A 21,998-nucleotide genomic window follows, 5' to 3' on the forward strand; every position below is an offset into this window, starting at 1 on the left:
TGTGTGCCGGGTACGGACGAGCCGGCGCGCCCCGGTACAACCGCGCCGTCCCGGGCAGGTGAACCACGTCCTGTGATCCCCGAGCCGAGAAGAGGGCGTCGATGACCGGCCACCACCTGGAGCCAGGCGAGGACGCGGCGCGAGGCGACGACGCCTGGTGGCGGTCCGCCGTCGTCTACCAGGTCTACCCCCGCAGCTTCGCCGACTCCGACGGCGACGGCATCGGTGACCTGGCCGGTCTCACCGGCCGGCTGGACCACCTCGCCAAACTGGGTGTCGACGTGCTGTGGCTGTCCCCGGTCTACCCCTCGCCGCAGGACGACAACGGCTACGACATCAGCGACTACCGGAACATCGACCCCGTCTTCGGCGACCTGGCCGCCTTCGACCGGCTGCTGGCGGCCGTGCACGAGCGCGGCATGCGGCTGATCATGGATCTGGTCGTCAACCACACGTCCGACGAGCACCCCTGGTTCCAGGAGTCGCGTGACCCGGACAGCCCCAAGCGCGACTGGTACTGGTGGCGGCCCCCGCGCGGCGGCCGCGAACCCAACAACTGGGGCTCGTTCTTCTCCGGTTCGGCCTGGGCGCACGACGCGGCGAGCGACGCGTACTACCTCCATCTGTTCTCGCCCAAGCAGCCCGACCTCAACTGGGAGAACCCCGACCTGCGCCAGGCCGTCTACGCCATGATGCGCTGGTGGCTCGATCGGGGCGTGGACGGCTTCCGGATGGACGTCGTCAACTTCATCTCCAAGGACCCGGCCCTGCCCGACGGCGCGCTGCACGGCGACGGACCGTTCGGCGACGGCTCGCCGTACTTCGTCTGCGGACCGCGCATCCACGACTACCTCCAGGAGATGCACCGAGAGGTGACCGCCCGGTACCCCGGGCGGCTGCTGACCGTCGGGGAGATGCCGGGGGTGACCGTCGAACAGGCCCGGCTGTTCACCGATCCGCGGCGCGCCGAACTCGACATGGTGTTCCAGTTCGAGCATGTCGGACTCGACCACGGCCAGGGCAAGTTCGACCCGCGACCGCTCCGGCTCACCGACCTCAAGACCTCCCTGGGCCGCTGGCAGACCGGCCTCGCCGACGTCGGATGGAACAGCCTCTACTGGAACAACCACGACCAGCCGCGCGTGGTCTCGCGGTTCGGCGACGACGGCCCCCGGCACCGCACCCGGTCGGCGACCATGCTCGCCACCGTGCTCCACCTGCACCGGGGCACCCCTTACGTCTACCAGGGCGAGGAACTGGGCATGGCCAACGCCCCGTTGCGCACCATCGAGGACTTCAGGGACATCGAATCCCTCAACCACTACACGCAGGCGCTGAACGCGGGCCAGGAGCCCGAGGACATCCTGCGAGGACTGCGGGCGATGGGCAGGGACAACGCCCGCACCCCCATGCAGTGGGACGCGTCCGCGCAGGCCGGCTTCACCACCGGCACCCCCTGGATCCCGGTCAACCCCGACCACACCGAGATCAACGCAGCGGCAGAGTACGCCGACCCGGCATCGGTCTACCACCACTACCGCCGGCTCATCGCGCTGCGGCACAGCGAACCCGCCGTCGTGCACGGCGACTTCACCATGCTGCTGCCGGACGACGAGCGGATCTACGCCTTCACCCGCCGGTACGGCGACACGACGCTGCTGGTCGCTGGCAACTTCACCGGCGACATCGTCGCCGTGGACCTGCCCGACGGCTGGGAGGGCGCCGAACTCCTCCTGGACAACGGCCCGTCCGCCACGGACGAGCCCGGCCGGCTCACCCTCGCGCCCTGGGAGGCGAGGGTCCACCGGCGCACCCGGTGACCGGGCGCCGATGATCCGGGACTCCCCGGGTACGCGGACTCCATGACCGTTTACGGATTCCACGCCTCACACGAACAGGTGCCTCCCGCCGACCTGTTGGCCGCCGTCGTCCACGCCGAGAACGCGGGCTTCACCGCCGCTATGTGCTCGGACCACTTCTCGCCCTGGAGCGTCCGGCAGGGCGAGTCGGGCTTCGCGTGGTCCTGGCTCGGCGCCGCCCTGCAGGCCACCGACCAGGTCCCGTTCGGAGTCGTCAACGCGCCGGGACAGCGCTACCACCCGGCGATCATCGCCCAGGCTATCGCCAGCCTCGCCGCCATGTACCCGGGCCGCTTCTGGGCCGCCCTCGGCAGCGGCGAGGCGTCCAACGAGCACATCACCGGCGGCGGCTGGCCCCGCAAGGACGTCCGCAACGCGCGGCTGCGCGAGTGCGTCGACATCATCCGGGCACTGCTGCGCGGCGAGGAAGTCAGCCACGACGGACTCGTGACCGTGGACCGGGCCAGGCTGTGGACCCGCCCCGACACGATGCCGCCGCTGATCGGCGCCGCGTGCAGCGAGGCCACCGCGCGCTGGTGCGCCGAGTGGGCCGACGGCCTGATCACCGTCAACGCGCCGCACGAGACGCTGCGCCGGATCGTGGACGCCTACCGCTCGGCGGGCGGCGCGGGACAGCTGCACCTGCAGGCCCATCTCAGCTGGGCACCCGACCTGGACGCCGCCCGGGCCGTCGCCCACGACCAGTGGCGAACCAACGTGCACGGCCCGCCGGTCAGTTGGGACCTCGACTCGGCGACGCTCTTCGACAGCGTCAGCGAAGACGTGTCGCACGAGCGGGTGGCCGAGTCCGTCAACGTATCGGCGGACCTCGGTCAGCACGCGGCCTGGCTCCAGGAGTACGCCGATCTCGGCTTCGACGCGGTCATGCTGCACCACGTCGGCCAGGAACAGGGCCCCTTCATCGACGCGTTCGGCGCCGACGTACTGCCGCAGCTGGACATCACCCGCCCCAAGCCGTACTTCGCGGAGAGTGCCCGATGAGGCTGACCAGGACATCCGACCTGTGGTGGAAGAACGCGGTCGTGTACTGCCTGGACGTGGAGACGTACCAGGACAGCAGCGGCGACGGCACAGGGGACTTCGCAGGACTGACCCAGCGGATCGACCACCTGGTACGCCTCGGCGTCACCTGTGTGTGGCTGATGCCGTTCTACCCGACGAGGGAGCGCGACGACGGCTACGACATCACCGACTTCTACGCCGTCGACCCGCGCCTCGGCACGCTCGGAGACTTCACCGAGTTCGTCCGCACCGCGCGCGACCGGGGCATCCGGGTCATCGCCGACCTGGTGGTCAACCACACCTCCGACCACCACCCGTGGTTCCAGGACGCCCGCTCCAGCCGTGAGTCCGAGCACCGCGACTGGTACGTCTGGGCCGACACACCGCCCGAGGACGGACCTGAGGGCGTCGTCTTCCCCGACGTCGAGAAGAGCGTGTGGGAGTACGACGAGGGCACCGAGCAGTACTACCTGCACCGCTTCTACAAGCAGCAGCCCGACCTGAACGTCGCCAACCCGGCGGTGCGCGACGAGATAGCCCGGATCATGGGCTTCTGGACGCAGCTCGGGCTCTCCGGCTTCCGCGTCGACGCCGTCCCGTTCCTGCTGGAGACCGACGGCCAGGACGACGCGGACCAACTGCCCGACCCGCACGAGTACCTCGCCGACCTCCGCGCCTTCCTCGGCCGCCGCAGCGGGGACGCCGTCCTGCTGGGCGAGGTGAATCTGCCCTATCCCGAGACGGCGAGGTTCTTCGGGGACCAGGACTCGTCCCGTGGCGACGAGTTGACCATGTGCTTCGACTTCATCGGCATGCAGCGGATGTATCTCTCCATGGCCCGCGGCAAGGCGGCGCCGCTCGCCGCCGCCCTGCGGGAGCGGCCCGCGGCGCCCCGCGACGCGCACTGGGCGACGTTCGTCCGCAACCACGACGAGCTGACACTCGACAAGCTCGACGACGACGAACGCGCCGAGGTGTTCGCCGCCTTCGGCCCCGACAAGGACATGCAGCTCTACGACCGCGGGCTGCGCCGCCGGCTGCCGCCGATGGTCGAAGGCGACCGCCGCCGCGTGGAGTTGGCGTACAGCCTGCTCTTCACCCTGCCCGGCACCCCCGTGCTCTTCTACGGCGAGGAGATCGGCATGGGGGAGAACCTGGCGGCCGAGGGCCGGCAGGCCGTACGCACCCCGATGCAGTGGACCGCCGACAAGGGCGGCGGCTTCTCCACCGCCGACGCCGGCCGCCTGCCCAACCCCGTGGTGGAGGGCGCGTTCGGGCCGAGGCGCGTCAACGCGCACGACCAGGCGCAGGACCCCGATTCGCCGCTCAGCCGGATGCGGACCCTGATCGAGCGCTACCGCGAGGCACCCGAACTGGCCTGGGGCGACTACGAAGTCCTCGACACCGACGACTCCGGCGTACTGGCCCATGTCAGCTCACTGCCGGAAGGGGCCGTGCTGGCGCTGCACAACTTCTCCGACGGCCCGGTCACGGCGACCACAACGGTCCCCGGGCTGAAGGGCGGCCGGCTGCTCACCGACCTGTTCACCGGCGACACCGTCAAAGCGGCCGCGGGCGGCAAGGTGAGCGCGGACCTGGCACCGTACGGCTACCGGTGGCTGCGGGTGAACACCCCGCTGGACGATCCGGACCGGACGACCGCCGTCTGAGCGGGCGGCGGCGCCCCTGAATTCGGTCGCTTCGGGTGGGGCGAGCCGTTACCTTCTGCCGGAGCGCGGTGAGTTACGCCGCGCGACGGCGAAGGGAAGCCCCACATGGAGACCGAGGGCCTGCGGACGGACCGACTGGGTTTGCTGCTCGACCAGTTCGACAAGGCCAGGGAGATGGCCGAGGTGCGGCTGGCGGGCCTCGGTGACGAGGAGTTCCTGTGGGAGCCGGCGGCCGGAGCCTGGTCGGTCCGGCGCCGGGAGGATGCGCGGACGCCCAGGGCGTTCGGACCGGGCGAGTGGGTACTCGACCTGGGCGCCGCCGACATCCCGGCGAACGAGTACGCGGAGGTCGCCCGGCAGGCGGCCGGCGGTATGACCGTGGCCAAGATCGCCGAGGACTGGAGCGTGAGCACGGAACGGGTCGAGGAGATCCTCGCCCACACCGGCCCGCTCCCGTCCGACGAGGCACCGGTCACGACCATCGCGTGGCGGCTGGCGCACCTGCACTTCCACTTCGCCGGCGGCTGGGAGTGGACCTTCGGCGAACGGCGTCACGAGCCGAAGGAACTGGTCGACTTCACGCCCTCCGCAGCCCTGGCGGTCGAGCGGTTCTGGACGCTGATCGACCGCTGGCGCGACAGCGTCGCCACCGTCACCGAGGCACAACTGGATACGGTCGGCTTCTCGCAGTACCCGTACGGCTCCGACCCCGACGACCCGTTCGTGTCCGTACTCGCCGGGTCCAATCTCGAATTCATCCATCACATGGCCGAGATCGCGCTGCTCCGCGACTTGTGGCGGTCCGGTTCGACAAGGCGTTATTGAATCTCGTCGGAGGCTCATCTACCCTTCTCGATATGGCGAATCAAATAGCGGCAGGACCGGAAATCCTCGCGTATGTGCGGGAGTTCTCGCTCAGGGAAGACGAGGTTCTGCGTGAATTGCGCCAGACGACCGCTGAGCTGCCCGGCGGGGAAGCGATGCAGGTCATGGCCGAGGAGGGGCAGTTCCTTGCGTTTCTGATCGCGACCACCGGCGTCGCGGACGTACTGGAGATCGGCACATTTACCGGCTACAGCACGCTGTGGATGGCGCGCGCTCTTCCGTCGCACGGGAAACTCGTCACCTGTGACATAACCGATCGGTGGCCGGAGATCGGCGCCGAATACTGGCGGCGCGCGGGTGTTTCCGAGCGGATCGACGTTCGCGTCGGTGCTGCTGTCGAAACGCTGGAGAAGATGCTCGCCGACGGTTATGCGGATCGATTCGGGCTCGTTTTCATCGACGCCGACAAGGCGAATTATCCGCAGTACTACGAGCTGGCATTGCGGCTTGTGCGTCCGGGCGGACTGGTCGTCGTGGACAACACGCTTTTCTTCGGCCGGGTCATCGATCCTCTCGCCGACGACGCGGACACCACGGGTGTTCGCGAGGTGAATGCCAGGATCCGGGACGACCAGCGGGTCGATGTCTGCATGCTCCCGATGGCCGACGGCATCACCCTGGTCCGTCGGCGGTGAGATCCGGAGCGACGAGCCGGGCCGTCGTGGGGGCCGCCCGGCGCTCGGCGACGAGATGCAGCACCTGGACATCGTCGCCGGAACTCCCCGCGACCGCGTCCCGGCAGTCGCACGGCTGCTCGTCGAAGCCGGCGAACCGGTAGGCGATCTCCATCATCCGGTTGCGCTCGGTGGGGCGGAAGTCCGCCAGCAGATGGACACCGGCCCGGCCGGCCTGGTCGACCAGCCAGTTCAGGATGATCGTCCCGGCGCCGAACGCCACCACGCGGCAGGAGGTGGCGAGCAGCTTCAGATGCCATGCCGCCGGACGCTTCTCCAGCAGCAGCACGCCCACGGCGCCGTGCGATCCGAAGCGGTCGGTGAGCGTCGTGACCAGGACCTCATGGCCGGGGTCGGCGATCAGCGCGCGCAGCGCCTCATCGGGGTAGTGCACCCCCGTCGCGTTCATCTGGCTGGTGCGCAGGGTCAGTTCCTCCACCCGCGACAGCTCCTCGTCCGTGGCCCGCCCGATGCGCATCACCAACTCCAGCGAGCGGAGGAAGTCCTCGTCCGATCCGGTGAACCGCGTCTGCTCGTCCGTGCGGCGGAAGCCGGCCTGGTACATCTCACGGCGCCGCCGTGCATCGACCGTCACCGACTTCGGGTTGAACTCCGGCAGGTCGAGCAGCGTCGTCGCGTCCTGCGCCGGGTAGCAGCGCACGTCCGGCAGATGGAAGGCGACCTCGGCTCGCTCGGCGGGCTGGTCGTCGATGAAGGCGACGGTGCCGGGAGCGAAGTCCAGCCGCTCGGTGATCCGGCGTACGGCGTCCGACTTCCGCCCCCAGCCGATCTCGGCCACGACGAAGTAGTCGGCGACGCCCAGCGCCTCCAACTCGGCCCAGGCGAGGTCGTGGTCGTTGCGGCTGGAGACCGACTGGAGAATGCCCCGCGCGTCGAGGCCGACGATCACCTCACGGACCGCCTCGGACAGGACGACCTTCCCGTCCTCCAGCAACGTGCCCTGCCAGAGCGTGTTGTCGAGATCCCAGACCAGGCACTTCACGGTCACGGGCGGGACCACCGCGGTGGTGTCGCTCATGTTCGGCTCCTTGAAAGGGGGGTGGCAGCATCACCGGCGGCCGAGCGCGTGCTCGGCCAGAATCAGCTGGCACATCTCGTTGCTGCCCTCGATGATTTCCATCAGCTTGGCGTCGCGGTACGCCCGCGCCACCACATGACCGTCCTGCGCCCCGGCCGACGCCAGTACCTGGACGGCGGCGGCCGAACCCCTGGCCGCGTGCCCGGCGCTGACGTACTTCGCCAGCACGCCCGAGGTGACCAGGTCGGCGTCGCTGTCGTCCCAGCAGCGGCTCGCGTGCTCGCAGGCCCGGGTGGACACCTGCTCGGCGGTCCACAGGTCGGCCAGATGCCGGGCGACGAGCTGGTGCTGCCCCAGCGGCTTGCCGAACTGCTCCCGGGAGCCCGCGTGTCCGACGGCCGCCGCCACACAGGCCCGCAGGATCCCGACACAGCCCCACGCGACGGAGAGCCGGCCGTACGCCAGGGCTGTCGTCACAAGCAGGGACAGCGGCTGCCGGCCGCCGCCCAGCAGGCTGCTGAGCGGCAACCGCACGTTGTCCAGCCGGACTTCCGCATGCCCGGCCGCCCGGCAGCCCAGCGGATCAGCCACCGGCCGCACCTCGACCCCGGGCGCTGTCCTGTCCACCACGACCACGGCGCCGCCGTCGTCCATCCGGGCCACGACCAGGATGAGATCGGCGTACTCGGCGGCGGTCACCCACTTCTTGCGGCCGCTCAGCAGCAGCGTGTCCCCTTCGACGGTGACGGTGGTCCCGATCGCCGACAGGTCGCTGCCCGCCTCGGACTCGCTGAAGGCCACGGCCGCCGTTTCGCCCGAGACGAGCCGCGGCAGCAGATCGGCCGCCTGCGCCGGGTCACCGAGCCGTTCGACGGTCCACGCCGCCATGCCCTGCGACGTCATGACGCTCCGCAGGGAGCTGCACAGACTGCCGACATGGGCGGTGAACTCGCCGTTGTCCGCGCTGCCCCAGCCCGGCCCGCCGTACGCCGCCGGGATCTGGCCGGTGAGCTGCCCCGCTGCGCCGAGCTTGCGCACCAGGTCCTCCGGCAGCCGGCCCGCCAGGTCCCAGCCGGCCGCCCGGTCACCGACCAGTTCGGTGACGGCCGAGGCCGCGGCGGCTACGTCGTCACGCACCGGGACCGCCGGCGGCTGGCTGCCGTAGCCGTTCGACGAGCGCGGCCATCCGCTGCACCGTACGGAAGTTGTCCACCCGCAGATCGCCGCCGCGGATGGCGATGCCGTACGACTTCTCCAGATGGACCACCAGCTCCATGGCGAAGAGCGAGGACAGGCCGCCCATGCCGAAGACATCGGCGTCGGTGGCCCAGCTCCTGCCCGTGCGCTTCGCCAGGAAATCCAGCATTTCCTTCTCGACGGCTTCGGAGCCGCCGATGGGCTCCGGCACCGGCCGGTCGGATGGCGTGGTCATGCCTGTTCTCCTTCGTACTCGTACGCGTAGAAGCCACGCCCGCTCTTGCGGCCGAGGTGGCCGGCCCGCACCAGCTCCAGCAGCAGGTCGCAGGGGCGGCACCCGTCGTCACCTGTCCTGCTGTGCAGCACCCACAGCGAGTCGACCAGGTTGTCGAGACCGATGAGGTCGGCGGTGCGCAGCGGGCCCGTCGGATGCCCGAGGCAGCCCTGCATGAGCTGGTCCACCGACTCGGCGCTCGCGGTGCCCGCCGCCACCACTCGCGCCGCGTCGTTGATCATGGGGTGCAGCAGCCGGCTGGTGACGAAGCCCGGTGCGTCGTCGACCACGATCGGCTGCCGGCCCAGCGAGGCGAGCAGGGCCCGCAGCGCGTCCAGGGTCGCCTCGCCGGTCTCGGCGCCCCGGATGACCTCGACCGTCCGGATCAGGTAAGGCGGATTCATGAAGTGAGTGCCGATCAGATCGACCGGCCGTGCCGTCGCCAGAGCCAGCTCGGCGATCGGAATCGCCGAGGTGTTCGAGATGATCGGGGTGCCCGGTGCGACCAGCTCCGACACGTCGGCGAGGACCTTCGCCTTGGCGTCGGCGTCCTCGGTGACCGCTTCGATCACCGCGACGGGTGCGCTGTCGCCGGCCGCCAGTAGGTCGGCGAGCGACAGACCGGTGACGAGCGCGCCAGGGACGGCCTCGTCGGGCAACGCGCCCATCAGCCGCGCCGTCCGCACCTGGTGGTCGATCTTCGCCGGGGCCTCGTCAAGACGGCGCCGGTCCAGGTCGACCAGCGACACCGCGATCCCGTGCCCGATCGCCAGCGCCGCGATCCCCGAGCCCATCACCCCCGCTCCGAGCACCACCAGTCGTGGCCCGGCACCGGGCGTACCGTTCTCCGCTGCCATGTCGCTCTCTTTCCGTCCCGGAAGCTCGCCGGCTCCCGGGGCACGTCGGACGCCGGTGGTCACTCCTCCGAACTGACCCCGGTCCGCCGGGGCCTCGGTGGCACGAGATCGTCAACGGGATCCGTGTAGAACTGCTGCGCCCACTGCCGGTAGCGGCCGATGGGACCGTCGCCCTTGGCGAGCTTCGGGTGCTCGACATGCTCCTGGTAGTGCCACATCAGCAGGTCGGCGCCGGTGTCCATGCTCCCCACCCGCTGGAGGACACTGCTGAGGAGCCGGGCGGTCGGCATGGTCACCCTGCGGCCCACCGCGCCGGGCACCCGGGGGATGTCGCTCAGCTCCAGCTTCGTACCGAACCGGAGCTGGATACGGCCAGGGCCTGTGGGGGTCGCGTGGAGCATCACGTACATGGTCCCCAGGCCCGCGGGCAGCACCGTGCGTGCCGCGATGCTGGCCAGTCCGATCACGGTGAGCGTGTAGGACTGGTTGAACCCGCGCACCATGGTGCCGCGGGCGGTCGCCGTGACCGTGCTGGTCTGTTCGCCGGCCACCGGATTGCCCCCGATGTCCAGGCCCGTCAGACCGTGCAACGCCGGCAGATGACCCCAGTCGAAGGCGTTCTCCATGACGTCCTGCGGGTGACCCGCGATGTCGAACGTGTTGTGGCTGAACGGCTGCCGGTCGTCCATCGGGAAGGCCGGCACCTCCCACTGCGGGGGCAGGCCGAGGGCGTGCCGCCACACATAGACCGAGCCGTTGGCCTCGCACACCGGGTACTGCGTCAGCGACGCCTTCGGCGGCGGCTGGTCGTAGGCCGTACGCACACAGACGCCGGCCGGGTCGAAGGCGAACCGGTGGAAGGGACAGACGATGTCCTCGCCCTCGACCGATCCGCCGACCCCCAGATGCGCGCCGAGGTGCGGGCACTGCGGCCGGACCGCCCGCAGCACACCTTTGGACGTGCGGTAGAGGACGACCTCCGCCCCCGCGAGCGGGCGGGTGGTGACGGTTCCGGGTCGCACTTCGGAGCTGAAGGCCAGACAGAACCACCCGTTCGGGTAGGGCAGGGAGGAAGCGCGCAGACTGTCGGCCGGGGCCGCGGTGGGCAGGCTCACCTCCCTGTTCGTGAGGAGATGCTTCACCAAAGGCTTCAGGTGAGGCTTCACGGCATCACTCCTAATGCTTCACCGGGCAGGTGCCGGCGCCCGGCTGCGTGGACGGCTGGACAGGTGTGGTCAGCGGTGCGGCCGAGTGCGCCTCGGCGGGGTTGGCACCGCCGGTCCGCCGCTCGCTGAGCCGCATGCGTACCCCGCGCGAACTGAGGCTCGTCTCCACCTTGGGCTTGAACGGCTGTTCGCCCACCGGGCTCAGCTCCCAGCGGGAGACGACGGCGGTGAGGGCCAGGATCGCCTCGGTGAGGGCGAACTGGTCCCCGATGCACTTGCGCGCCCCGGCGCCGAACGGAATGTAGGTCGCCCGGTCGGGCTGCCCTTCGAGCCAGCGGTCCGGGTCGAAGGTGTCGGGATCGGCGTACAGGTCGGGCCTGCGGTGCAGCAGGTACGGGCTGAGCACGATGGTGCTGCCGCCCTTGAGCCGCACCCCGCCCAGTTCGGTGTCCGACCTGACCGCGCGGGTCATCATCCAGGCGGGCGGATACAGCCGCAGGGTCTCGGTCACCACCCGGCCGGCCAGGCCGAGCGCGGGCAGATGCGCGGGGTCGAGCTTCCCGCCGGCCAGGACCGCGTCGCTCTCGGCCTGGAGACGCCGCTGGATGTCCGGGTGCGTGGCCACCAGGTGCAGGGCCCAGGCCAGGGTGATGGCCGTGGTCTCCATCCCGCCCAGGAAGAACGTGAGGGCCTCGTCGGCGAGTTCGGCGTCGCTCAGCTGCTTCTGGCCGTCCTGGCTCTCCTCGTCGACGGCGGCGACGAGCGTGGAGAGCAGGTCGGCGTGGTCGGTCGGGTCGGCGCGCCGCTCGGCGATGATCTCCGCGATCGTGGCGGCCAGCCGGTTGGTGGCGTTCTCGTACTGACGCTTGCGCGGCGTCGGCACCCGGCGCAGCAGGGCCGGGGTCATCATCCGGCGGAAGAACGCGGTCACGATGGTCGCGGTGTCGGCCAGGGCCCGGCGCATGGTCTCTTCCGGCAGCGAGCCGCTGAACATCGTCTCCATGGTTGCGCGGGTCGTCAGCGTCATCATTTCCTGCGTGATGTCGAGGACGTCGCCGTCGTGCCAGGAGTCCGCCTTCAGCGTCGCGGCGCGGGCGAACACCGACCCGTACCCGGGGAGCCGGGTGGGGTGGAACGACGGCTGGCACAGCCGTCGTTGCCGCCGGTGCAGGGGGTACGCGCAGGTCGACAGGCCGTCGCCGATGACCTCGCGGATCCGGTCGTAGATCGGGCCGCCCTTGTCGAATACCCGGTCGTTGAGGAACACCTGCCGGGTCAGGTCCGGGTCGCAGATCATCATGGCGGTGCTCGGGCCCAGCCGGACGCGGACCATCTTGCGGTACCCGGACAGGGACATGATGAACGCCAGCGGATCGCGGAGCAGCGGCAGCGCGTGGCCCAGCAGCGGCAGCGCCCCCGGGGCCACCGGAACCGAGGCTGCGGTCGCCGTGGTGGTGTCTGTCATGAACGACTTCCTTCTGTGGGTGAGTGGCCGGCGGATGCGGCGGCGGGTACGGGTACGGCGACGGGGTCGCGGGTGATTTCGAGCAGCGCCGTGGTCCAGCGGAAACCGACGCCGAAACTCACGACGAGGACGTGTTCGCCGGCCCGCAGGGTGCCGGAGCGGAACATCCGGTCGAGGGCGAGCAGGTTGTCGCTCGGCCCCGCGTGGCCGAGGTGCCTGCCGAAGATCCAACTGGTGTCGTCGGAGCGGCGGCCGAGCGGTGAACCGGTCAGCAGCAGGTCGAGCACGGCCGAGCCGATCGCGATGGCCGCCACGTGCGAGACGTCCCGCGGTTTCACCCCGGTCTCGTCGAGGACGGACCGGATGCAGCGGTGGGTGGCCCGTTGCATGACCTCGATGTGGGGCATGAACCCGGTGTCCTCGACGATGAACTGCCGCTCGCCACCGCCGGCGGCGTATCCCCGCCTGGTCCGGGTCAGCACCTCCAGCTGCGGCTCCGTCGCGTGCGCTGTCGCCAGCAGGCGGGCGAAGCCCGACCCCCGGGTGACTACGGCGGCAGCGCCGGCGTCACCGGCCACGTACCCCATCTCCCGTACATGGCCCCACCGTTGGTCGGAGAAGCGGGCACCCGCCGTGACCAGGGCGGCTTTCGCGGCAGGCCGGGCGGTGAGGTGTTCGGCCGCGGCGACGAGTCCGGCGACCCCGCCGTCACTCGCGGCGCCCAGCTCGATCCCTGCGGTGTCCTTTCCGCCGAGCACCCGCAGGATGTAGGGCGCGGGCGTGAAGTGGTCCTCGTCCTGGAAGTTGGCGTGCACGAGCAGACTCAGGTCGGCACTGGCGACGTTCGCGTGGCGCAGCGCCTTGAGACCGGCCCTGACCGCCATCTGTGTCGGCGTGTGGTCCTTCGACACGGCGGCCGATGTGAAGCCGTTGAGCCCCGCCACGGAGGGCTGTTCGGTGACCGGTCCGCCCCACGGCCCGTGCTCGGGCTTGATGGGCGGGATCCACGCACCGGTCCCTGCGATCGTGATGTCCTGCCACAACACTGCTGTCTCCTCGGCTGTCGGCTGGTCACGAGAGGTGCGACTGCGGAACGCGGGCGCGGGGCCTGACCAGCTCCCCGCTGTGGTCCAGGGGGTGGGCGGCGACGCCGGCGATCCGGGCCAGCACCCGGCCGTCACCGCCCGCCGCGGTCAGGTCCCCGGTGTCGAAGGCGCAGTGCAGCCGGATGTCCGGGTGCTCCGCGCTGAGCCCGCAGTCGTTGCCGGGCCCGCCGAGATCGACCTCGTCGAGGCCGGCCATCGGGCCGACCAGGGGCGGGTGGTCACCGCGCGGCGGCAGCAGCAACAGATGCACCATCGCGTCCAGCAGGATCGCGGGTACGGTCATCCCGGCCAGCGCCGGAGCCCAAGTGACGTGGTCCAGCGCCCACTTGGCACTGTTCCCGGTCCGCCCTCGGGTGTAGCCGCCGGTGCCGGCGAACGGGCCGGTCAGCGAGATGGGCGGGTCGGGGGAGTAGACCGGCGGCGCGAAATCGGGTTCGGGCTCGTACGACGAGGAGTCGGGCGGCGCTGCGAGCGCGGGATAGCGCTCCGCCAGCACGACTTTCGTCTCGCACAGCAGGTCGTTGAAGCGCAGCACCTTGCCGTTCTTGCCGATCCGGTGCGCCGTCATCCGGACCGCCACCTCGGCGCGGTCGCGCTCGCGGCTGGTGACCCGCGCTTCGACCGCGACCGTGCGCAGCGGTCCCGCGAGTCTGACCGTGATCGACGTCCGGCAGACGAGATCGCGGAACCCGGTGACCACCAGGCCGGGGCAGAGGGTCGCGGCAGCCGCCGCAGCTGCTTCGAGGGTGAACGTACCGGCCAGCGTGTACTCGCCGTTGACCCGGTGATGACGCATCCACCGCCCGTCCCGCTCGGCGAGGGTGTGCGGATCCCAGGTCTTGGTGAACACGGCCCAGTCCTTGCCGCGGTGCAGGACACCGTCGAGCAGCGGACTGGTCAGCGACGGATCCGGCGCTGCGGGCGCGGGCGCGTCCGGGGCGGGGACCTGCGGTTCGCCTGCGGACCCGTACGTGCTGATGCCGCGCCGGGCCAGCAGGACGCGTTCCTCCTCGCGGATGAAGAACGCCACCCCGCCGGCCGGCGGCCGGACCACGGTGGAGAGGAACTGCGCGCATCCCTGCGCGGTGCTGATGTAGGCGTCCATCTGGTTGCGTTCCAGGGTCTCCCGCATGGTGACGCTGCTGGCGACACCCACCTCCCGCCAGCCGCTCCAGAGAACCGCGAACTCCTGATGCCCCGCAGGGCCGTGCCGCTGCGCCCGGGCGCTCGCATAGGCGAGGTACTCGTTGACGGCGCAGTAGTCGATGTCACCGGGTGCGGGGGCGAGCGTCGCCAGCGTGCTGAAGTTGCACCAGATCCGCGGCGGACGACCTGCCAGGGCCCGTTTGAGGTTCCGGTAACCGATCGCCTTGGTGGCCCTGACCGCCCGGAAATCGGTGAGGGTCTTGGCGTGCAGCGCGCGCGAACGCAGGTCCAGGACGGTGTTGATGAGCAGGTCGATCCGACCGTGCCGGTCCAGCACCTCGTCGAGGACGGCGGAGGTGCGCCCGGCGTCGAGGATGTCGCACACCCGGTGGTGGACCCGGTCCTCGCCGCACAGCTCCGTCAACCGCCGTACCGTACGGCGTACTTCCAGGCGGCCCTGGGCCTTCTCGTAGGCGGCCCGCAGCTCACCCACCGAGGCGCCGGGACGGCTGCGGCGTTCGGACGCGATGAACTCGGCCTGCGGCGGCAGCGGTTCGTCGGTCTCCGGCAGCGGGGTGCGGCCGACGACGTACACATACGGCCGGTCGCTGCTGTGGGCGATCGCGTGCAGCAGCTCGGGGGTGATGCCCCGGGCGCCGCCGAAGGCGACGACGACCGCGCCGGGCGGCAGTGCCGCGGACCCCGGCGGGGGCGGCGGCGCGTGGTCGTCGGTGACGGCCAGGGTGAGCCAGTCGTCCCCGCGGCAGGCCAGCGTGTGGGTCGGCACCTGCGCGGTGCCTGCCCGCGCCAGCTGGTCCAGGGCCGTCGCCACGTCGGGGGCGTCGCTCAGCAGGGTCACTCCGCCGCACTGCGGGACCTCGGCCCTGACGGAGCGGACCAGGCCGGTGAACAGCCCGCTGAGCGGGGGCGGCAGGTCGTCGGGTACCGCGCCGAGCAGCAGGACGCCGAGCGACCCGCCGGAGCGCAGCGCGGGCAGAGCGGCTTGGAGCGTGGTGAACGCGAGGTCCTGAAGGTCCTCCATCCGGCCGGCTTCGGCGTCGTCGTACGCGTCGATCCCGTCCGGCAGCCGGGACAGGACCCGGATGTGGCGCGGGATGAACGGCAGACCGGCCAGGACGCCCGGCGCCTCCTCGGGCGGTACGTGGGTGACGCTTCCGGTGCCGGCGCACGGCGACCAGACGGCGATGTCCGGGCCCGCGGCGGCCTCGGCGAGATCCGGGGCGTCGGTGATGACGACGGTGCCCGGCGGTGTGGCCGAGGCGTTCCGGGGCGGGGCCGTCGGGACGAGCCGGAAGGTCTGGCGGCGGCCGGTGAAGGCCTCGGCGTGCTCGGGCTGCCCGGCCGGGGCGGGGGCGGTCGCCGGGGCGGTACCTTCCGAAGCCGTACGGGACGGCTCGGCGTGTGCGGCTCCGTCCGCCTCGGCGGGGTCGCCCTGACGCGGGCCGGCCGGCCGGGTGTACCGGATCGGTGGTGATCCGGGCACGGTGGGCGTCACGACGGTGTCCGTCTTGGTCGACACGGCCTTGAGGACCGCCAGCAGGGCGTCCAGCGACAGGTAGGTGCGTCCGGAGTCGGCCAGCGCCGACAAGGCGTGCGCGGGCGTGGCCGGGTGCCGGGCGTCCGTGCCGTCCACGGCGGTGGAGAGCGAACCCAGAACGGGCAGGTTGTGCTCCAGCGCGGTGGAGAGCCGGGTGACCGCCATGACGGCGGCACCCTCCGCGATGGACCTGCCCTCCGGCACCAGATCGTCGAGGTGACGGTCCCAGCCGCTGATGGGCCGCTGGCACACCGCACCGACGATCGCGAGGTCGCACGCCCGGTGCCGCAGCTGGCGCAGCGCCAGGTCGAGGGCGGTGTGCGTGGAGTCCCGCTGGGCGTAGACGCTGGTGCCGAGGCCCTGGAAGTCGTAGTAGTTGGCCGCCCGGCCCGACAGGATGCAGGAGACGGCCCCGGTGAAGTCGTCCTCGTTCAGGTCGCCGGGGATCACCCCCTTGGCCTCCGCCATCCCCTTCGCGAGATAGTCCTTCAGCGTCTGTACCTGTGCCGGGTCGGGCAGGATGTCGAACGTGGTGGCGCACTCACCGGCATGCACGCGCAGGGCGGCCCGGGTGTTGTGCGTGGTCGGCAGCGTCGCCCCCACCACGATGGCCGTGGTCGACCGCAGGCTGAGCCCCGGTTCGCCGAGCTGCTCCAGCAGCGGGCCGACGGCCTGGAGCATCATCAGGTGCGCGGGGTCCATATGACGCATCGTCAGCGGCGGGATACGTACCTGTCGCGGGGACGGCAGCGGGTACGGCATCCCGAAGTCGGCCTCCGGCAGCGGGCCTTCGCCCCGAAGCCAGGCGGGCACCCGCGCGGTGTCCAGGCCCGGCAGATGGGTGTTCCAGCCGACGACGACCAGTTCCTCGGTGTCCGTCGGAGCGTCGACGCCCGGCCGTCGCGGGGGAGTTGTCCGCGGCACGCGGTCCGAGAGGACCACATGCGCGTCCGCGCCGCCGAGGCCGAACGACGACACGCCGACCACCCGTGGCCGGGCTTCGTCCGTCGGCCAGGGCGCGTCCTTGACCGGTACGGTCAGCCGCGCGCCGTCCTCCAGCAGCGGATGCGGATCGGTGACCACGGGCTGGCCGGGGACCGCGCCGCGTTCGAGCGCGACCAGGGCGTGCGCGACCGAGACCAGCCCCGCCAGCACACCGGTGTGCCCGAAGACCTGCTTGTTCGACGTCAGCAGGCAGGCCCGCTCGCGCGGCCCCAACTGGGAGAGCAGCGAGCGCAGTTCGATCTCGTCGCCCACCGGTGTGCCGGTGCCGTGCGCCACCACCCAGTCCACGTCGTCGGCCTCGACGCCCGCGTCGGCCCAGGCCCGGGAGATCGCCATCTCCTGCCCGCGCGTGGCCGGGGCGTGAATGCCCTTGCCGCGCCCGTCGGCGGCGAGACCGGTGCCCCGGACGACCCCGAGTACCCGGTCGCCGTCCGCCACGGCCCGTGCGTACGACTTCAGCGTGAGCACGATGGAGCCCTCACCGATGAGGGTTCCGTCGGCCGCCTGGTCGAAGGGGCGGACCTTGCCGCTCATCGAGATGCCCTGCGCCCGGCAGAAGAGGGTGAACCCGATCGGCTCGATCACCGACGTGCCGCCGGCCAGCGCCACGTCGCAGGAGCCCTCGCGCAGCGCCTTGACCGCCGCGTCGATGGCGAACAGCCCGCTCGCACAGGCCGCGTCGAGGGTCAGATGCTGCGAATCGTCGGGGACGAGCCCGCGCAGCGCGTTGCGCGAGACGGACGCGGGCAGATAGGCCTGCGGGTCGCCGCCGTCGCCGCCGTAGTGCGCGGTGATCGCGTGGTCGGCCAACTCGGCCAGCCAGTCGCCTTCCTGGTCGGCGGGGAGGGCCTCGCGCATCATGCGCCGGTACTCGTCGCCCAGGATGACTCCCTGCGAGCCGAGTCCCGTCTGGTCGTGGATGCCGGTGGTCGCGGCGAGCCAGCGGTCGTCGGGGCGCCGCTGTACCCCTTTCAGGGCCTGGACGGCACAGTGCCGCAGCCAGCGCGTGGTACGCGGCCACCCGGGGTGTCCCGCGTTGCCGTCCGGCTCGGCGATCGAGGCGGGGTCGGGGACGAAGTCGTGGAGATACCCGGCCTCACGGACGTAGAAGGCGTCCGTGTCCTGCCGGGTGGGAGCCCAGAAGTGCTTCAGGTCGAAGGCGGACGGCTCGCTGGAGAGCAGGACGCCCTCGCGCAGCCGGTCCCAGAACTCCGACGTGTTGTTCGCGCCGGGCAGGGCGACACCGAGCCCGACGACGGCGACGGCTCCGGGGTCCGTCTCCGCTGCTGGTGCCGCGACGGGTGCGGGCACAGGTGCCGGTGTTGGTACGGGCGCGGATACGGGTACGGGCGCCGGTGCCGGTGCGTGCGCCGGGGGGACGGCCGCCGGTTGTTCGGGCGCGGGCCTGCTCGCCCCGGTCGACATCGTTGCCGTAACTGCCTCAGTCGTGGTCGCGGTTGGCGCTGTAGCCGCCGGGACCGGCTGGCGCTTGTCGGGCTTGCTCACCTGGTCCGCCAGCCTGCTGTGCAACCGCATCCCCTGCATCCCGCCGATGCTGATGCCACCGTCGGCGACGATGGTCTGCCCGGTGATGAAGGCGGTGTCCTCGTGCAGGAGGTGGACGATCAACCTGGCGGCCTCCGGCGTCGAGAGGGCGCGGCTCATCAGCTCGGTCTCGGCAGAGCCGCCCGGCGTCGCCGCCGGCGCGCCGAGGTTGACCAGGATCTCGCTGGCGACGGAGCCGAGCAGCACGGTGTTCACCCGCACGCCCTGGCCGACCAGTTCGAGCGCCAGGTAGCGGACCAGCGACTCCAGCGCCGCCTTCGTGACACCGCCGGGGCCGTAACCCGGTACCGGCTGGTGCGCCCCGACGCTCGACAGGCAGAGGATGGTCGCGCCTTCTCTGCCCGCCATCAGCTCGGCGGCCCGGCGCGAACAGTGGTAGGCCCCCATCACATTGGTGGACCAGGCCCGCTGCCAGTACGTGTCGTCGATGTCGAACAGCGGCAGGAATGCTCCGCCCGCCGCGTTGTTGATCAGAATGTCCAGGCCGCCGTGCCGCTCCTCGACCAGGTCGAACATCCGGTCGATCTCGCTGGTCTTGGCCACGGAGGCGCGGATGAACTCGCAGCTGTGACCGGCCGCCTCCAGCTCCGCCTGCAGCAGTCGCGCCTGCTCGACCGAGTGGAAGTAGTTGACGATCACATGGGCGCCGCGCTCGGCCAGGCAGCGCACGATGTCCGCGCCGAGGCTCTTCGCGGCACCGGTCACGAGCGCGACCCGGCCCCGTAGATTCTCCGTGGAGGTCATCGTGCGGCAGCCTCCGCCCGGCCCTGTACGACGGCGTCCGCGATCCGGCGCAGTGTGCCCATGGTCAGCAGGGCGGAGTTCGCCCGCAGTCCTGGCAGGTCGAACCGGTCGGACACCCGGCCGAGCAGGGCCACTTGCTTGAGCGACTCGACACCCAGCTCGGACTCCAGGCCGTCGTCCTCACCGAGCAGGTCCGGCGGGTAGCCGAGGAAGTCGCCGTAGAGCGTCCGCAGTTCCGTCAGCACCGTCTCGTAGTCAAGACCGGCGGAGGGCGGCGAAGCCACCGGAGCGACGGCGGGCGGCGCGACCTCGACCGGAGCGGCCGGAGCGGCCGGAGCCAAGGACGCTGCGAGGGCCGGGGCGGAGACGGGGGCCGGGGCGGAGACGGGGGGCGCGACGGAGACAGGTGCGACGTCGGACACCGGCGCCACGTACGACACCGGAGCCGTGGGTGCGGTGGCCGGGATCAGCACCTCGGCGACCGGGAGTGTCGCGACCGCTCCGGCCGGCACGGGCTCACGTACCGGTACGACGGGACCGCGTCCGTTGCTCGACGGTGCCGCCGGGCGCGAGCGGAACGGGCCCATCTCGGCGGACTCGGCGACCAGCGCCCGAACGGCCTCGACCGGGTCGCTCTCGCTCAGCGGCACGACACATCGCACGCCCGGGACCGACCCCTCGACGAACTTCGTCACGACGGGCCACTCACCGCACTCGACGAAGACGTCGGCGCCTGCCGCGTGCAGCTCACGGATCGTCTGGAGCATCCTGACCCGGGCGGTGAGTGCGCCCGCGACCAGGTCGACCGGGTCGTCGTCGCCGATGTCGCGCCCCAGCCAGGGCGAACACACGCGCCAGCGCCCCGCGCCGTACGGCACCCGTGGCGCGGTCTCCCGCAGGTCCCGCGCGGCCTGCGCCATCGCCGGAGTGTGCGTCGGGTGCGGGACGTCGAGTCGCAGACTCGGCCAGTCCAGCGCCTCCGCCACCCGCTCCACGTGCTCGATCAACGGCTCGGGGCCGCTGATGACGCTCTGTCGTGGGGCGTTCTCGCAGGCCAGGACCAGATGGGGATGGTCGATCAGCCCGGCGAGCGACTCGGCCCTGCGGCCGTCCACTCCCACCGCCAGCATCTTTCCGTCCCAGCTCTGCCGGGTCAGCACCTGGGACCGGGCCACGGCCAGCCGCGCCGCGTCCTCGACGGACAGGTGCCCGGCGGCGGCGAGGGCCCACAGCTCCCCGATGCTCTGTCCGACGATCGCCACCGGCTTGGCGCCCTCCGCGATCAGCATGTGGTGTGTCGCGATACTGACCGCGAATATCTCAAGATATTGCACCTCGGGGCCGCGCCTGTCGCTCGTCCCGTTCTGCTCGATCAGTCGTTCACTGATGTTCGGCAGCCCCATTTCCTGGGCCGCCTTGTCGATGCGGGACAGCGCTTCACGTACGGTCTCGTAACGGTTGTGCAAATCGCGCAGAATTCCTCCGCGCGGGGCAGCCACCGTACCGGGCATGACAAAGACAGAATCCACCACGTGCATCAGCCTCATCTCGTCCCGACTGCCGGCGTTATCGCATCGGCTCGACCGGGGGCCTGGGAACGCCGCGACGGTGCGACGAAATCAACGACATACGTTCACTTGCTGCGCTTTACGGAACGGCGAGTCAGGGGAAATTCGACCCTGATCGCACATCGTTGGTTGCCATTCCCGTACCTGCGTGACCCTGATTAGGGTTTCCTTCGCGGAATGGGTCGCTCATCAAGGTAGCTGGGCATCTTTCGGAGGGTCAACGATCTCAGGGTCCCAGTTTCAGCCGTACTCGGGCCGCGCCGAAGACTAGTGAAGTACATGGTTCCGGATGGCCTATGCGGTCTTGCTGCTCGGTGAGACTCCGTGTTAGCCGTGCCAGGACACTTGTGGCATTAATGGACGTCATGTCGGTTTTGGTGGCTGATGCATGCAGTGCCTGAATAAGACGCGTCCCAGCGTTTCGGCCACCTCTCGATGAACCCGACTTGGCTGAGACTGCCGGTTTGGGAGAGTCCCCGGCGTGGGATCAGACCGGGTCCCTGTCGGTCGGCGAAGGCATCGCCTGCGGACGCAGGACCATGAGCGAGCCTTCCAGGGCCGCCACCATGGCGAAGGGGAACCGGTCCACCTCAAGGCAGAGTGCGACGTCATCGGGGTGGACCCCTTGGCGTACCCCCAGAGTCAGTTCGGCGGCGGCGCGCGACGCGGCGGCGCGGCGAAGGAAGGCGCCGGGGTCCGTACCGGCCCCGGTGGCCCTGCCGGCGATGTACTCGGCGCAGGCCAGGTCTTCGTCGGCCCGCCCGTCCTCGCCGGTGATCACGAACGTGACCCGGTCACTCGCACGCGTCCGCAGGAGCCGGGCGGTCGCCTCCGCCACCACGAAGCCGGCGCAGAGCACCAGCTCGGCGTCCTTGACCGCGAGGGCGCCCACCGTGCCTGCCGTGGTCTTCTGTACGACGGTCCGTCCGCCGAGGTCGAAGGACCGCAGCAGACCAGGGGAGTTGACGGCGTCGAACCCCGGCGCGGCCGGACCGTCCTTGACCGCCACCCAGTCAGGGTGACGGGCCTTGAGAGCCAGAGCGTCGTCCAGCGACCCGGCGAGAACGATCTTCTCCGCTCCCTGGGCGAAGGCCCAGGCGGCGACGGTGAACGCACGCATGACGTCGACCACGACCGCCACGGACGGGACTTGGGCCAGTTCGGCGATGCCGAGGAAACGAGCGTCCATGCGGATC

The 21,998-nt window shown here is 71.0% G+C and carries 15 protein-coding genes; 5 read left to right on the plus strand and 10 right to left on the minus strand.

Features of this window, described 5'->3' with window-relative positions:
• Nucleotides 1-101: 101 nt before the first annotated feature.
• The 5 genes from HY68_RS33815 (at nucleotide 102) to HY68_RS33835 (ending at nucleotide 6,072) form a co-directional block, all read left to right on the plus strand.
• Nucleotides 102-1,820 (plus strand): alpha-glucosidase, encoded by a 1,719-nt coding sequence (locus tag HY68_RS33815; protein ID WP_041999162.1) that lies wholly within the window; start codon nucleotides 102-104, stop codon nucleotides 1,818-1,820.
• A gap of 42 nt (nucleotides 1,821-1,862) precedes the next feature.
• Nucleotides 1,863-2,861, plus strand: a complete 999-nt coding sequence (locus HY68_RS33820; protein ID WP_041999165.1) for a TIGR03885 family FMN-dependent LLM class oxidoreductase — start codon at nucleotides 1,863-1,865, stop codon at nucleotides 2,859-2,861.
• Nucleotides 2,858-4,552 carry an alpha-amylase family protein gene (locus HY68_RS33825; RefSeq protein WP_041999168.1) on the plus strand — a complete coding sequence of 565 codons (1,695 nt, stop codon included), beginning with the start codon at nucleotides 2,858-2,860 and terminating at the stop codon, nucleotides 4,550-4,552. The genes HY68_RS33820 and HY68_RS33825 overlap by 4 nt, the downstream gene beginning before the upstream one ends.
• 105 nt (nucleotides 4,553-4,657) lie before the next feature.
• Nucleotides 4,658-5,377 carry a DinB family protein gene (locus tag HY68_RS33830; RefSeq protein ID WP_041999171.1) on the plus strand — a complete coding sequence of 240 codons (720 nt, stop codon included), beginning with the start codon at nucleotides 4,658-4,660 and terminating at the stop codon, nucleotides 5,375-5,377.
• Between the two features lie 32 nt (nucleotides 5,378-5,409).
• Complete coding sequence (locus HY68_RS33835; protein WP_041999174.1) at nucleotides 5,410-6,072, plus strand: class I SAM-dependent methyltransferase; 663 nt, start codon at nucleotides 5,410-5,412, stop codon at nucleotides 6,070-6,072.
• Here the strand turns inward: HY68_RS33835 and HY68_RS33840 are convergent.
• The 10 genes from HY68_RS33840 to HY68_RS33885 form a co-directional block, all read right to left on the minus strand.
• A complete protein-coding gene (locus HY68_RS33840; RefSeq protein ID WP_041999177.1) occupies nucleotides 6,050-7,150 on the minus strand; it encodes an HAD-IIIC family phosphatase in 1,101 nt (366 codons plus the stop codon). The two genes, HY68_RS33835 and HY68_RS33840, sit on opposite strands and share 23 nt — an antisense overlap.
• Before the next feature lie 30 nt (nucleotides 7,151-7,180).
• Nucleotides 7,181-8,287: an acyl-CoA dehydrogenase family protein gene (locus HY68_RS33845; protein WP_041999180.1), complete on the minus strand. Its 1,107-nt coding sequence runs from the start codon at nucleotides 8,285-8,287 to the stop codon at nucleotides 7,181-7,183.
• Nucleotides 8,280-8,582 carry an acyl carrier protein gene (locus HY68_RS33850; RefSeq protein ID WP_041999183.1) on the minus strand — a complete coding sequence of 101 codons (303 nt, stop codon included), beginning with the start codon at nucleotides 8,580-8,582 and terminating at the stop codon, nucleotides 8,280-8,282. Before HY68_RS33850 ends, HY68_RS33845 begins: the two co-directional genes overlap by 8 nt.
• The gene (locus HY68_RS33855; protein ID WP_041999186.1) at nucleotides 8,579-9,478 is read right to left on the minus strand and encodes a 3-hydroxyacyl-CoA dehydrogenase family protein; all 900 of its coding nucleotides are present in this window, start codon (nucleotides 9,476-9,478) and stop codon (nucleotides 8,579-8,581) included. Before HY68_RS33855 ends, HY68_RS33850 begins: the two co-directional genes overlap by 4 nt.
• A gap of 59 nt (nucleotides 9,479-9,537) precedes the next feature.
• The gene (locus HY68_RS44370) at nucleotides 9,538-10,644 is read right to left on the minus strand and encodes a Rieske 2Fe-2S domain-containing protein (protein WP_107070255.1); all 1,107 of its coding nucleotides are present in this window, start codon (nucleotides 10,642-10,644) and stop codon (nucleotides 9,538-9,540) included.
• Nucleotides 10,645-10,654: 10 nt separating this feature from the next.
• Complete coding sequence (locus tag HY68_RS33865) at nucleotides 10,655-12,109, minus strand: cytochrome P450 (protein WP_041999192.1); 1,455 nt, start codon at nucleotides 12,107-12,109, stop codon at nucleotides 10,655-10,657.
• Nucleotides 12,106-13,155, minus strand: a complete 1,050-nt coding sequence (locus HY68_RS33870) for a 3-oxoacyl-[acyl-carrier-protein] synthase III C-terminal domain-containing protein (RefSeq protein WP_041999194.1) — start codon at nucleotides 13,153-13,155, stop codon at nucleotides 12,106-12,108. The genes HY68_RS33865 and HY68_RS33870 overlap by 4 nt, the downstream gene beginning before the upstream one ends.
• A gap of 25 nt (nucleotides 13,156-13,180) precedes the next feature.
• A complete protein-coding gene (locus HY68_RS46100; RefSeq protein ID WP_041999197.1) occupies nucleotides 13,181-19,234 on the minus strand; it encodes an SDR family oxidoreductase in 6,054 nt (2,017 codons plus the stop codon).
• Entirely contained in the window at nucleotides 19,231-20,763 is a 1,533-nt protein-coding gene (locus HY68_RS33880) for an acyltransferase domain-containing protein (RefSeq protein WP_198533475.1), read from the minus strand. Before HY68_RS33880 ends, HY68_RS46100 begins: the two co-directional genes overlap by 4 nt.
• Before the next feature lie 526 nt (nucleotides 20,764-21,289).
• The gene (locus HY68_RS33885; protein ID WP_347560678.1) at nucleotides 21,290-21,991 is read right to left on the minus strand and encodes a 2-phosphosulfolactate phosphatase; all 702 of its coding nucleotides are present in this window, start codon (nucleotides 21,989-21,991) and stop codon (nucleotides 21,290-21,292) included.
• Nucleotides 21,992-21,998 lie beyond the last annotated feature (7 nt).

It is taken from the genome of Streptomyces sp. AcH 505 (assembly GCF_000818175.1).
GTDB lineage: Bacteria > Actinomycetota > Actinomycetes > Streptomycetales > Streptomycetaceae > Streptomyces.